Here is a 13,389-nt window from a genome sequence, read left to right on the forward strand (position 1 = left end):
AAGCGCCGCCAGCTTGATTCAGTTCAAATAATATCTTGCGCACTGGGGCATCGAAAAAAACTGACTTAATATACATATAACGCGCTCCTATAATATAGTGCCTGATGATGACTATAGATGGATACACTCTATTTTCAGATCACGAACATAAAATATCAACGAAGAAGTCTTTGGTCCAAATCAGGAGAGTTGTAACGTCCTGCGTATTACCTTCATGCACATTCCAGTAGAAAGGAGAACGTTGCGGTGTAACCATTAAGGCGATAACGATTTGCTGAAGGTCGGGGTGATCTGCTAGCTTATTTATATAATGCAACATACGACGATGCTTCTGAAACAACTCTCTCAAAATGCTGAGTACCCGCAATGCGCCCCCCATAGTGGTGAGCCAATCGTGGATGAAGCATTCATGGTTATGATAAACCTGACTTCGACATTGTTATCCATTATTCAACTAATTGTACCTTTACTTGTTCCTCTACATAAGAGCTCTTACTCAAATCGTCGAACCAAAATACGCCTTCCTGAACCAGAGTAATTCTTAGGATGTACTCTCCCTGAACCTCAGGACTCAGGATAGTTATAGCATATGTTCCAGCACAACGAGCGGCTACCGGTTGTATCAACCGCGAACGTTCCCCGTCAAATACAGCAACTTCGCCATTTTGAGCGTTGATCCAATGATATGAGAGATGCACCGGATAGGGAGGGTAGCTAGCTAAGACATATTCTGATTGATTTATCACTGACACTTGACAGTCAAATTGCTGGTTACAGCGAACTTCTGGCAGAAAATCTGACACCGATAACATAATACCAGATGCAACTTCGGCCGGTAAAGGTTCAGATAAAGCTTCGCTTTCAACTGTCTGCTTCGGATACAACCGTATTATTCCTTGCGCAAAAGCCCCATTAAACCCACTCACTCTAAACTCACAAGCCCGTTCCTTCCAGTGATAGCATTTCTCCCAATGAGCTTCTCCTGTATGCAAAGCAACTACTAATCGATAAACCCCTTCACAGAGATCCATCCTCAGATCGAATCTGACGCAGATCGTTTGTCCCTCAGAAACTAATATAGTTTCCCTTAAGTGATAGCTATTTGTGCCGTATACCATCTGCCCAAATTCATCTTCAATACATAATCCTACCGTTAGGTTCTCCTCCACGATTTTAGACTTGACAAACACTCTGATAACCGCTTTCTCCCCAGATTTCATGATTGAGGAACCCGAATCCAATCCACTAATGTCGACCGATAGAATTTCAATCTCTCTAGACCCAAATTCCCGGTTTTTTACATCGGTTGAAGAAGATGTATCTTGGAGCTCTGATTCCCGCTGTATGTTTACCTCAAAAGCTTGTTCGTTGTCTCTATCATTTATATCTATTGATTGTATAGAACTCGAACGGAACTCTTCAGCATTACGGCGCACACACTCCCGCAGTAGTTCCCGCTTCTTCGCTTCGTAAAGTTCTAGTCCGTAGGAATAAAGTTCCATATCTAAGCTGGAAAACTCCATGATTTTTTTGATCAAATTTTCATCGATTTTTTTTAATTCTGGTCGCCCTATTGAAATATTTTCTCTAGGAATTTCAGCAGTCGGTAACCACTGACAATCTAAACATAGCAGATCTATTGAATCAGCAAAGTATTCTGTAATCCCCACAAAATCCATCTTTAAAAGGTTCTCCTTAGCCAAGGCTATCCGTTCATTAGGCAGAAGTTTTGTCCAAAACGATCCAGTCATAAACCTAGTCTGAATGTTACGTATATCTTCAAAGTCTTCCGTTTCGCAAATGGCTGCTAAGAATGAATCAAAATCTTTTGTCTTAGCCAGCCTCACTGTTGGATCACCCATATCCATCCTAGATTGATTAAAGTAATACATGGACACAAATCTATCCACCGGGTGTCTTAAAAAAACAATGCGATATCGTTCCTGTTCAAAATCTGTTTGCATTTGTTCAAACGTAAGGTGCCCACCTACCAAAGAAAAATCTTTAATTGCTTCAGCCCGCCTCTTGCCGATATTTACATCTAGATATGGCACCTCGAACACATTACTCTCGCCTAAAGCAGTTCTAAACAAAGTAAATAACGACGTTCCCGCCGTCTTCGGTATGTGTAGGAAGAAGTATTTATTAATAATCATTTCTTTCCACCATTCTCGATCTAAAGTTATCACTCCAACTAATTTATCAGGTGGGGTTGCACGTGGCAACTAGGATAAGTTCCCCGTTGTTTTGTTAGGTTGTTTGTCCACTGCTATGTTCATCCTCGTTACTACCACTAATAAACAACCTGAGCTCGGTGGTTAATTGTTTTTATCCTGGTTTCCCGTACTCTTTTTCCCCTCGCACAAAGCTTCATTGGCTCAGCTATCATCTTTGAGTCGAGGCGTTTTCGAAAATGGACCATGCTGGATGAATCAAACGGAAGGGTGATTTGAAATCCCTCCAGTACGAAGAAGTATTGCAAATAGGGATTTTCCATGATTTGTTGTACGGTTTCTTCGCCAGAAAAGCCCTACTTTTCCTTAATGATGAAGGCACCCAATGCGATTCGAACCAGTTTGGCTACGGGTTCGTACCAACAGCATGCTGTCGATGGGCATCTTGGGAACAAGGGAGATCGGTTCAGCAGCTATGAGTTTATTCAAACGGTTCGAGAATCAAGCAAAAAATTGAGGCAATTTAATCTGTAATCGGTTGAACGGTTCCCTTTGATCACCGTTCAGCGCGGGTTCCAGGATTTTCTTCGTGTCAGCCACAATTCCTCCGTCGACGGAATTGGGTCGGTTGCGCCTTGCTAAGCTCAAGGAGCACATGCGGTTTGAAATAGCCGCCTTAGAGCATTGCTGCTCGTCATGACCAAACAGTTTCAACGATTAGTGAACTCAACGAACGAAGTCTCGGACAAGTCAGCTTTTATTCTGGATGATACGATTCACGCTAAGACAGGTCGAAGAATTGAACAGATGACCAAGGTATTCCTTTAGGCCTCACCCCCACAAGTGGAAAAGCCACTAAAGAAGGCTCGACACTGCAAAGAACGGTTTTTAAAAGCCGCGGATCCCCAAATCTGCTGGGGCGAAGCCACGTTAGCAAAATCACGAGTGGTCTTAATATGTTAAAAAGGGCTTTAAAACAGGGATTTCGGGCTAAATATGTCCTTGTTGACAGATGGTAACATGTGTAGCTCTCCCTACCTCGGAGTACTATCAGTCAGTAAGACTTCCGACAGACCATCGGATTATCCTTGCTTTGTCAGCTTGTCAAACCCTATCCTTTTACGGAAGCCTACCTAATAAAGCCTAACCAGCAGTCAAGTACCGAGTCTTGCGTGGTGCATGGAATAACCATGATTTTGGAGCACGTTTTCAATTTCTTTGATAGGTTTCCGCATGATAACATCTCATTTTTGGTTGATTTGGATTGACATCTTATTATACCAAAAACGTAGGGTTCATGCGGATTTTTGCAGTTTTTTTCTCTTTTTTAGGCTGAAAATCTGGCTGTTTTATGGGTGCAAAACTTCAATAATTAATTAGCATTTAGACAATATATGACTACGAAATGCAGGATATATAGAATTAATAATTCCCCTTATTCCTTCAGTAAAGTTTACAGAAGGTGAAAAACCTACATCAACTTTCAAAGCATCAATATCAGCACGCAAATACATCACTTGATTTTCGCTATACGGAATTGCTCCTAATTCGACTTTGGAATTTCCATCTATTAAATCCCTAATTTCGTAAATATATTCACATAAGGGCCTTGCTTCCCCGCTTCCTAGACAATATACCTTTCCATCATGTCCTTTTTCACCCAAAAGATACATAGCGTTAGCAGCATCTCCGCTATATAAATAGTCCCACATTTGCTCGCCTTTTGTAAACCTAGGAACTTCTCCATTAATGAGCTTAATAATTGTTGACATTACCATTGTTTTTTCTCCATCATACGGACCATATACGCTTAGTATTCTGGTCCAAATATGTTTCATACCTAATTGGTAACACAACTATTAACAACAACATTTTATGTGAAGTTATGAAGACGTTCAAGCTTAAAACACTTTGCCGCCAAGTTAGCTTTCAAAAAGAGGCGGGCTACAGTACTTCAGAAATCCTCACGCTTATGTTGATGTTACCCCTAATGTTACTGAAAAGTGTCCATGCTTTATACAAAAGCGAATGTCAAAAGGTTAACACTATGAAAAAATGCCGTTAGAATCGACTCATTTGTCCTGCACATAGTTTTGCAATTCCATAGCCATTTTCAGGAAACACGGGAGTTAAAGGAGTAAGAGTCCCTTCTACACGTCCATATTCAGCTTGAGATCCGGCTCCTATAAATGTATGGCAACCAAGCTTCTTTGCTAATTGAACAGCATCTAGCGTGTACTGGACATTTTTGTTCTGCAAGTACATATCATTTCTTGGATCGCCAAACGTGCCCTCCCAAGCGAAGTGATAGAATACATCATACTGGCTATTATTGGAATAGGTCGCTAGGTCCGATAAACTACATTCTACAACTCTAATATATTCAGACATGGGGATTCTCGCTATTCGATTAGATCCCTTTCTACATATAGCGAGAACCTCTATCTTTTCTTCTATGCATTTATTAATCAGGGCTATTCCTATAGCCCCGGTCGGACCATTAATGACTACACGCTTCATATTTGTTTATCTCCTAGTTTATAATCCTACGTTCAAGCACTGATAAAGCGCATCTAGTGCTTTCACAATTTCTTCTTTCTTTAACCTAAGTTTGGCGACATATTTTTCCAAGCCCTTATATATCAAGGCTTCCAGGGCACTATCTCCAATATTGTAGTCCTAAATTAACGGATAAAATGAACCAATAATTCTATGAATTTAGCGTGCTATATGGTATACTTATTGTAGTCCTAACTAATTTGAATTGGAGGGCTACAATGTTTCTGAAAAAAGTTACCATTAAGCAAGAAGGTAAAACCTATAATTACTATAAAATCGTTGCTTCTTACAGGGATAAAGACGGGAAACCCAAGCACCGCCTCATTCAGAACCTTGGTGTCTTGTCTGAAACTGATGCCGAGCGAATGAAATTAATCCTTAAAGCTCAACAGGATTCCGAACTGGTTTTAGCTAAAAGTTCCGATATTGTAGTCACAAAGCATTGGCTATTTCTTCCCATCATTTTGTTGCATTCCCTTTGGGAAACCTTTCAGTTACATCACTTTTTCCGAGATAGCTTATTGGTAGAGGCTATGGTACTCAATCGCTGTATTGAGCCACTCAGTAAAATCCACGTTGTTGAATGGATGCAGAGTACCGTGCTACCAGCAGTGTTTGGGTCTCCTAACTTACCTGATGATTACGCCGTATACCGAGAATTAGATTCCATTAACAAACAGGAAAACGCTTTACAAACCCATCTCTATACTCAGCTTCAGCGGCTTGATCCTACTGTTGGGGAAGGATTTTTCTATGACATTACTTCTACGTATATGGAAGGTAGCCAATGTGTGATTGCTAAACTGGGGTATTCCCGTGACCATCGACCCGACTTGGAGCAAATCGTCATTGCTCTTATGGTTACCCCACAGGGTTCACCGTTTTACTGGAAAGTACTTGAAGGAAATACTCAGGACATCACCACCTTACCCAGTGTCGTTAACGATCTTAAACAGCGATTCGGTTTAAAAACGTGTCATCTTGTGTTTGATCGTGGGATGGTATCTAGTGATCATCTAGATTTACTTGAAACAAAGGGACTTACCTATCTGTCTGCTATGGATAAAGATGAAATGGCCTGCCATTCGTTATTTCAGGCGTTTGTACCAGAACCTGCCTCAAAAGTGGATTATGAACAGATCCTAGCTCTTCATGAATTCTTACCAACCGACGATAATCAGTTCTTTTATACCCGAGAAGGACGAATTGGAAAACGACGATTTATCTTCTCATTTGACGTTACCCGTTTTTTTGAAGATATTGCTACCCGAGAAAGACGAATTACTAAAACCATGACTTGGATTGCCGAACAAAACGCAAAATTGGCTGTAGCTAAGAAATCTCGACAAAAGGAAGCTGTCGAGCGTGAAGTTCAAAAAATAATCTCCCAGCGAAAACTCAAGTCATTAATGAAGGTAACTGTTACGCCTATCGAGGTAAAAGTACCTAAAAAAGACGGCTCGATACGGATAGCTCATTCTTTCCAATTATCTGCGATGATTGATAAGACTGGGGAAACGAAAATGAGACGATTGGATGGTATGACTTGCTTCATTACTAATGATGTGACGATTCCTCAAACTGAAATTATTCAGAGATACCGAGAAAAGAATAAAATAGAAGAGGCATTTCGGGAAATGAAGTCTCAGTTAGCTCTGAGGCCGATTCATTTAACGCGTCCCGAGCGAGTCAAGGCTCATGTCACTGTTTGCATTTTGGCCTACCTATTGGTAAATACGATGGAGGTTATGCTTAAGAGGACTGGTAATTCAATATCCCCAATAGACGTTTTGAAACAAGTGAAAAGTTGCCAGTTAAATCAGGTAGGCATCAAAGGCTCATCTGGTTATTCACTCACAGTAACAGAAATGACGGAGGAACAAATAGAATGGACAAAACTCTTCAACTGTGAAAACTTATTGAAACCTAAGGTATTAAAACAGATAACAAAATCCTTGGAAAATACGTTGTAGTGACAAAAATACTATTGATATATGCCTCAAAGCCTTGCTACGTCTAGTACTGGAAAATTTTTACGCCAAACTTGGGCTTTAAATCTTTAAAAATTCCCAGTTTCATATCATCATATAGTAAAACAGCCGTTAAGTCTGAGCTTGTCTGCTTTTTATCTTTCCTTATAGCATCTATAATAGTATCAATATCTAAATTAATGCCAGTAAAATCTACATGGATAATACGCTTCAGCGCTTGTTCTGAACGCAATACCAACTCCTCATCTAAAATACCTCTCTGTAATGAAACTCTATTTGCTACAATCATTCCCATAGCTACAGCCGTACCATGCGGAATCGCATAATTACTTGCAGTTTCAAAAGCGTGTCCAAAAGTGTGCGCATAATTAAGGTGGATACGAACGTTTTTGTCAAATTCATCTTCTTCTATGAACGGCTTTTTAAATGCTAAAGAAGTCTCTAAATATGTATTTAACGTGTTTTCATCACGATTTAGTAACAAATCTAAATCGTGTTCAATGCGAGATAACCCTCTTTCACCATACATAATATTAAATTTCACAACTTCACCCAAACCACTTTGGAAGTCGCGCTCAGTAAGTGATTTGAAAAAGTCTGAGCAGATACGAATATCTTCTGGGGGGAAGAAAGTTCCTAACAAGTTTTTATAATGTTTATAATTAAGAGAAGTCTTTCCTCCAATACAACTATCGCAAGCTGCCAGTAGAGTAGTTGGAATATATGTCCAATGGATTCCTCTATACAAAATATTAGCAGCAAATCCCGTAATATCCTGAATAATTCCACCTCCAAACGATACTAACCGAGCATTCCGTTTGGCCGGAATTATGGTCATTGCTTCACAAATCTGTAGCACTGTTTCAATCGTCTTATTTGCTTCTAATGCTTCTACTATTGTCAATTTTTCATGCGCAATATTACTAAAAAGCCTTTTCTCATATAAATCATATAAATTCTTATCAATTACAAAATAAGCGTTTTCAAGTCCAATCAGTTCCGTTACAAATTCGAAGCTACTTTCAATTGTTACAGAATAATCATTTAAATTTGACTTAATAATCATTTTCCCGAGAATCCTCCGTCAACTGTTATTTTCTGTCCAGTTAAGTAAGTATTCTTTTCATCTCCTAAAAAGAATACTACCTCAGCAATTTCTTCCGGCTCTGCCATTCTACACATTGGTATTTCTTTAGAGATTTCCGAAATAGCTTCTGGTGAATTGTTTTTTCTAGTCAATTCAGTTAATGTAAATCCCGGACAAACCGTATTAACCAAAATATTGTAAGGTGCAAGCTCTACTGCTAGGGTATTTGTGACTCCGTGAATTCCGTTCTTTGTTGCACTATATATGCAGCGCCCATCTTTCGAAACTACCGCCCATATTGATCCGATATTTATAATTCTTCCATAACGAAACTCTTTCATTTTTCCTACGAATCCTCTAAGGAGCATAATAGGAGCTATAAGATTAATTTGCATCGTTCTTTGTATTTCATCATCAGTAATATCTTCAAGTAAATTAATATCGTTTATTCCAGCATTATTTACAATTACTTCAAAATATTCATCCTTGTTTTTTTCAATGTATCGTTTAACTGAAGTTGCATCAGACAGATCCATCTCCGATCTGCTTGGTGCAACCACAACATAACCACTTGCTTCAAACCGATTTGCAATCGCTTTTCCTATACCTCTAGACCCTCCTGTAATCAAAACTTTCATATAACTATTCCTCTCCCATATACTTATTTGATTCATACTCTTCCCGATCTAAGAAAGGAAACATATCATCTATTGGTGGCGACATAATTTTACCGTCTGGCAATACCTTTGAAGATAGCTTCGGTTCAAAGTTCTGCGCAGAATCCAATATTACCTCACATATTACAGGACCCTCGATCAATAATACCTGTCCGATTTTGTCTTCAATACCATCAAGTGTATCAATCCTAACGTAAGGAAGATTATATGCATAAGATAGTTTCTCCATATCAGGGAAGCTCAACCCATTGCCCTCACATACGCCAACGAGTGGCGGTTGAAACAGATTTGTCTGTGTTTGACGTATAGAATGATACCCATTATTATTTAGGATAAATAACTTCATGTTCAGTTTATTGTATACCACAGTCTGCAACTCTTGCATATTCATTTGGAAACTACCATCACCGTCCAAACAAATAATGCGCTCCCCTTCCGTTGCAACACAGCATCCTAATGCAGCAGGAAATCCGTATCCCATGGCCGCACAACCTGAATTCGTAAACAATCTCTGATTCTTCTTGATATCAGCTGCTTGGAACGATATAACACACGCCGAACCATTCCCAGTTATTACCTTATCGTCATCAGCAAGTGTACTGAATAACTTTTCTATGAAGACATAAGGGTTAACAGGGGATTTCATTGTATAATATTTCTCTAAAACCGCCGGGTACCTCAGGTTCGTATTACGACACCATGTCAGCCACTGATTATGATTCCCGACATCTATGCCCTCTAAAGCATTATTAAGAGAAATTATTACATCTCGTACATCTGCATGAATAGGCATGTCAGGACTCAACGTAGGTTTTTTAAGTTCATTTTCATCAATGTCAACGATAATTTTATATGCAGACTTTGCAAAATCCTTATAGTTATAACTAATTTGCCGTATGTTAAGGCGACAGCCAAGCACCAAAATCAAATCACTATTTTCGACTACAAAATTACCTCCGCGCGTACCGATGGTGCCTGGGCGACCGCAAAATAATTTATGGCTATTCCACAATATATCGTGTGAATTCCAAGCAGTCACAACAGGAATCTGTAATTTTTCGATCAATTTTATAAATTCCTCATGTGCATTACCCAAACGAATTCCACTACCAGCAAAAACAATTGGCTTTTTAGCATTTTTAATCTTTTCAAGAATAACCGAAGTCAGTGAATTATCATAAACTGGATTCTCAGATTTCTCCAGTTCACTTTCATCAAATCCCGCCAAATCATCAGCTTCTACAATTGCCGCCTGGATATCTAAAGGTACATCCAACCAAACAGGACCGCCGCGGCCATTTTGAGACAAATACCACGCTTTTTCCAGATGATATCTAATTTCTTTCTCATCAGTAATCATATATGCATATTTTGTCATTGTTTTTACACAATCAATTATGTTGAATTCCTGGTCACCTAATTGTCTAAGCGGAACGTCTGTTGACCAGATAGTTGTTTCTCGTTTTACTTGCCCAGATACAATAAACATAGGAATAGAATCTAACCATCCGCCCAAAACTCCAGTAATCGCATTAGTTCCACCAGGGCCACTGGTCACACATACGCCAGCAATTTTTCCTGTCAACCTGGTATATCCTTCTGCAGCAATAGCACTTGCCTGCTCATGATGGTTATAAACACACTGCAGTGTTTCATGGTGTCCAAAAGCATCGTTTAGATGCATTGCTCCTCCACCTGTAACCGTAAATATATGCTTTACACCTTTATTAGCCAAAAAATCTGCTATGTATTTTGACGCTTTAACTTTCACAGTACATCCCTTCCTTCTAAATTATTTAATTTGATACCTAATCCTGTCACTCCAATTTGAAAAAGCTGGTATGTGGTGATAATTCCATGGTCATAAAACATGAAAGACCATCATGAATGTCTCCGTATGGTGCTGCTTTCAACAAGTCATGATCGTCTTTTTATCGTAAAACTAATTGTTCTTGAGTAAATGCAGGTAATCCTATAATCCTACCGACATCACAGTAATTTTATATATCTGCGTACAGCCTTTCTACAATACCAAGTTAACGCACCGTTCAAATCGAAGATTACCAGCTTGTATTTTTTAACGTTAGCTATTAATTTTTCCAACATAATATGACTTTGTTATAAATCTTATTGGTACAGTGTTTTCTAATCTTGCTAAACTTGCAATTGCATCATTATTAATCTCAATTGCTTTTGCCTTCGTAAAAGAATACTCCATATTAGGGTTAACATAATCGGATGTTCTTGCCTTAGAGTAGCCATCAAAGCCCGCCAATGCTATATCTGTTACTTCACAATAATCTAATAGTTTAATCAACATGATCATAGGATTGTCCACAAACTCGGCTTTTTCATCTAAGAGAGCGCTATACTTAAGTGTAAAATCAAAATCTCCCTTACTTTTTGTTACATTCGAAGTTGCAATTAATTTTATTTGTGGATCCAATTTATTAATTCGAGAAGATAACTGAACATATCTTCGTGCATTACTAATAAAGATGAAATTCACGGCATAGTCTGGTAAAAAATTAACCGCAATAATGATTGGCCTTATAGTATCTATATAATTCTGAGTTTTTTCCCTCTCTGTCAATACTGTATTCCCTGATCCAAGCAGAAGTATGTTGTTGCCTCGAAAAGCTTCTTTTAGTTGTCTTAAATCGTCCTCATCATTACAATCTTCTTTTTGATATTCGAGATATAAACTCTCAATATATGTTTTATCATACATTAGCTTCTTTTCTTCTGTAATGCCATTTAATATTTCGTTAATAGACTTTACCGATAATGTCTGTTTATCAGTTAAATACGTTACATAATTCGGATGGCAATCATTGGACGCTGCAATAAAAAACTTTAACGAATAACCCCACGGAACTTTCCTATATATTTCTAAAATATTAACGTCAATCGCTTCCAGTAACTGATTAAGATTATAATTCTTATTAAGATGCTCATTCATTTGCATGGCTAACAATTCAACGGGTGCATTTCCAGAACCTTTCCCCATTCCATACAGAGTTCCATCTACTAAAAGCATCCTATTTGCGGGTGGGTTATCAAGCAATTCTACACAATTAGCATATGCAAGTTGAAAGTTGTTATGAGAATGATAGCCTAAACCTATAGAATATTTTAAATACTCATTAGCCAAATTATAATAATGCACTAAGTTATGTTTATGGAATAAGCCATATGTATCTACTAACGAAAATGCGTATGGTTCTAATTCATTTACCAATTCGAGCAATGCCATCATTTCTTCGTCAGAATAACTTGTGGTAGATACGGCTTGTACAAACACTTTGTAACCTAACTTTTTTATTTGACTGCAAAAGGCAATTGCTTGATCCATAATGTGTTTTTTGAAAATAACACGGATACCGTCCAAAAAACAATTATCACTTGGAAGAATATGTTCAATACCACAAGTTCCATAATCAATCATTCCAACAATCAAGGAATTCCCTTTTTCCAATCCTCCATAAATCTCATTGACTGCATTACAATCTGGCATAATTGTTCTATTTAAATCGATCATCCTACGTTCATCTAAAAAACCAACTTCTACGATATCAATATTTGCGCTGACTAGGCGCTCAAAAATGTTGATAATGTTATCATTCCCAAACTCCCAGTCATTAACATAACCACCATCTCTCAACGTACAATCCACCAGTTTAACATTTCTCATCTTAATAGACACACCTTTCTATTGTCAATTTTTGTTTTATAATTTTTAACGTAAACTCTTTATCACAACTTCAACAACTTCAACAACTTCAACAACTTCTTTCAAGCCACTTCCACCACACCACCCTTCATTTAAAGTTTAGATTCAGGCTATAAGGTTTAAACACGAAGTAACTTTCATATATGAAAGAGCCTCAATAACCTATAACATAAGTATTTCTAGTCAATAATTATTGTTTTTCAATTGCTTCATCCTTATTATCGTCAAAATTAATACGTTTTTCCTCAATAACCAAAGGACGGTTCATGATTCTGGTATTGATATTCATTATATATTCACCTAATAGTCCAATGAAAAACAACTGGATAGAACCCATGAAAAAAACGCCAATGATTATCGGTGCAGTTCCAGCAATAAACCTGTCCCAAAAAATAAGCTTCATAACGAGATAAACGAGCGCAACCAGCATACTAATTCCGGAAGCCACAAACCCCAAAATAGTCGCTAATCTTAGACCGATTTTGGTGTAAGAGGTAAAGCTGAGCATAGCTCCATCATATAAGGTGTACCAGTTGTTGTGAGTTTTGCCTGCTCGGCGTTTTGCCTGCTCATATGGAATGTCTTTACGTTCTGAACCAAGTTCCGCAACAATACCTCGCAAAAACGGCGTAGAGTCATCCAAATCTCTTAACACCTGAATAAAACTTTTATCATATAAACCAAACCCTGTGAAATGCTCTATTTGTTCCACGTCGGACATCTTTTTTATCATCTTGTAGTAACAGGAGCGTAAAAAGTACATAAGCTTATTTTCTTTGCTGGTTCTTTTTATAGCGCATACGATTTTAAACCCTTGCTCCCATTGAGCAACGAATTTTGGAATCATCTCAACAGGATCCTGAAAATCCGCAGACATTGAAATGGTACAATCACCCGCTGTTTGGCACAGCCCATAATACGGCGAATTAAACTGCCCAAAGTTTTTAGTGTTAAAAATTGCTTTGACCTTTTTATTTTGAACACATAAACCAATTAACTTTTCTCTTGTTGTATCTTGCGAGCAATTATCAATAAAGATAATTTCATAGTCATATTGGGGAAGATTACTTTGGAATTGATTTACGATTGCTTCTGTTAAAGGAATTACATTTTCCTGCTCATTCCAACACGGAACAACCACACTTACTTTTTTCATAACTTTTCCTTC

At 38.1% G+C, this 13,389-nt stretch carries 11 protein-coding genes and 3 pseudogenes; 4 read left to right on the top strand and 10 right to left on the bottom strand.

The features are described 5' to 3' along the window. Positions 1-139: 139 nt before the first annotated feature. The 3 genes and pseudogenes from DSOL_RS09685 to DSOL_RS28800 form a co-directional block, all read right to left on the bottom strand. A complete protein-coding gene (locus DSOL_RS09685; protein ID WP_075364663.1) occupies positions 140-367 on the bottom strand; it encodes a hypothetical protein in 228 nt (75 codons plus the stop codon). A gap of 79 nt (positions 368-446) precedes the next feature. Next, positions 447-2,156: a Wzt carbohydrate-binding domain-containing protein gene (locus tag DSOL_RS09690; RefSeq protein WP_075364664.1), complete on the bottom strand. Its 1,710-nt coding sequence runs from the start codon at positions 2,154-2,156 to the stop codon at positions 447-449. A 242-nt stretch (positions 2,157-2,398) separates the two neighbouring features. After that, positions 2,399-2,581, bottom strand: a pseudogene (locus DSOL_RS28800) (transposase); the annotation flags it as partial. On the opposite strand from DSOL_RS28800, the gene DSOL_RS27920 reads away from it, so the two are divergent. Further along, the gene (locus DSOL_RS27920) at positions 2,496-2,708 is read left to right on the top strand and encodes a hypothetical protein (RefSeq protein WP_075364666.1); all 213 of its coding nucleotides are present in this window, start codon (positions 2,496-2,498) and stop codon (positions 2,706-2,708) included. The pseudogene DSOL_RS28800 and the gene DSOL_RS27920 sit on opposite strands and share 86 nt — an antisense overlap. Before the next feature lie 144 nt (positions 2,709-2,852). Then, positions 2,853-3,190, top strand: a pseudogene (locus DSOL_RS29980) (IS4 family transposase); the annotation flags it as partial. 360 nt (positions 3,191-3,550) lie between these two features. On the opposite strand, the gene DSOL_RS09705 reads toward DSOL_RS29980, so the two are convergent. Further along, complete coding sequence (locus DSOL_RS09705) at positions 3,551-4,012, bottom strand: NAD-dependent epimerase/dehydratase family protein (protein ID WP_075364667.1); 462 nt, start codon at positions 4,010-4,012, stop codon at positions 3,551-3,553. 5 nt (positions 4,013-4,017) lie between these two features. Between DSOL_RS09705 and DSOL_RS29985 the strand changes: the two are divergent. Continuing rightward, positions 4,018-4,230 (top strand): annotated as a pseudogene (locus tag DSOL_RS29985) (IS4 family transposase); the annotation flags it as partial. A 5-nt stretch (positions 4,231-4,235) separates the two neighbouring features. On the opposite strand, the gene DSOL_RS09710 reads toward DSOL_RS29985, so the two are convergent. Further along, positions 4,236-4,694 (bottom strand): NAD-dependent epimerase/dehydratase family protein, encoded by a 459-nt coding sequence (locus DSOL_RS09710; RefSeq protein WP_075364668.1) that lies wholly within the window; start codon positions 4,692-4,694, stop codon positions 4,236-4,238. Between the two features lie 257 nt (positions 4,695-4,951). On the opposite strand from DSOL_RS09710, the gene DSOL_RS09715 reads away from it, so the two are divergent. Next, positions 4,952-6,706 carry an IS1634 family transposase gene (locus tag DSOL_RS09715; protein WP_075364669.1) on the top strand — a complete coding sequence of 585 codons (1,755 nt, stop codon included), beginning with the start codon at positions 4,952-4,954 and terminating at the stop codon, positions 6,704-6,706. A 43-nt stretch (positions 6,707-6,749) separates the two neighbouring features. Here DSOL_RS09715 and DSOL_RS09720 read toward each other — a convergent pair whose 3' ends face one another. From DSOL_RS09720 to DSOL_RS09740, 5 genes are all read right to left on the bottom strand, one after another. Beyond that, entirely contained in the window at positions 6,750-7,790 is a 1,041-nt protein-coding gene (locus DSOL_RS09720; protein ID WP_075364670.1) for an AroB-related putative sugar phosphate phospholyase (cyclizing), read from the bottom strand. Then, positions 7,787-8,449 carry an SDR family NAD(P)-dependent oxidoreductase gene (locus DSOL_RS09725; RefSeq protein ID WP_075364671.1) on the bottom strand — a complete coding sequence of 221 codons (663 nt, stop codon included), beginning with the start codon at positions 8,447-8,449 and terminating at the stop codon, positions 7,787-7,789. The genes DSOL_RS09720 and DSOL_RS09725 overlap by 4 nt, the downstream gene beginning before the upstream one ends. Positions 8,450-8,453: 4 nt before the next feature. Further along, a complete protein-coding gene (locus DSOL_RS09730) occupies positions 8,454-10,259 on the bottom strand; it encodes a thiamine pyrophosphate-binding protein (protein ID WP_075364672.1) in 1,806 nt (601 codons plus the stop codon). A 312-nt stretch (positions 10,260-10,571) separates the two neighbouring features. Continuing rightward, on the bottom strand, positions 10,572-12,182 hold the full coding sequence (locus DSOL_RS09735) for an aldolase catalytic domain-containing protein (protein ID WP_075364673.1): 1,611 nt from the start codon (positions 12,180-12,182) through the stop codon (positions 10,572-10,574). 229 nt (positions 12,183-12,411) lie between these two features. Next, a complete protein-coding gene (locus DSOL_RS09740) occupies positions 12,412-13,377 on the bottom strand; it encodes a glycosyltransferase family 2 protein (protein ID WP_075364674.1) in 966 nt (321 codons plus the stop codon). Positions 13,378-13,389 lie beyond the last annotated feature (12 nt).

It is taken from the genome of Desulfosporosinus metallidurans, assembly GCF_001936615.1.
Classification (GTDB): domain Bacteria; phylum Bacillota; class Desulfitobacteriia; order Desulfitobacteriales; family Desulfitobacteriaceae; genus Desulfosporosinus; species Desulfosporosinus metallidurans.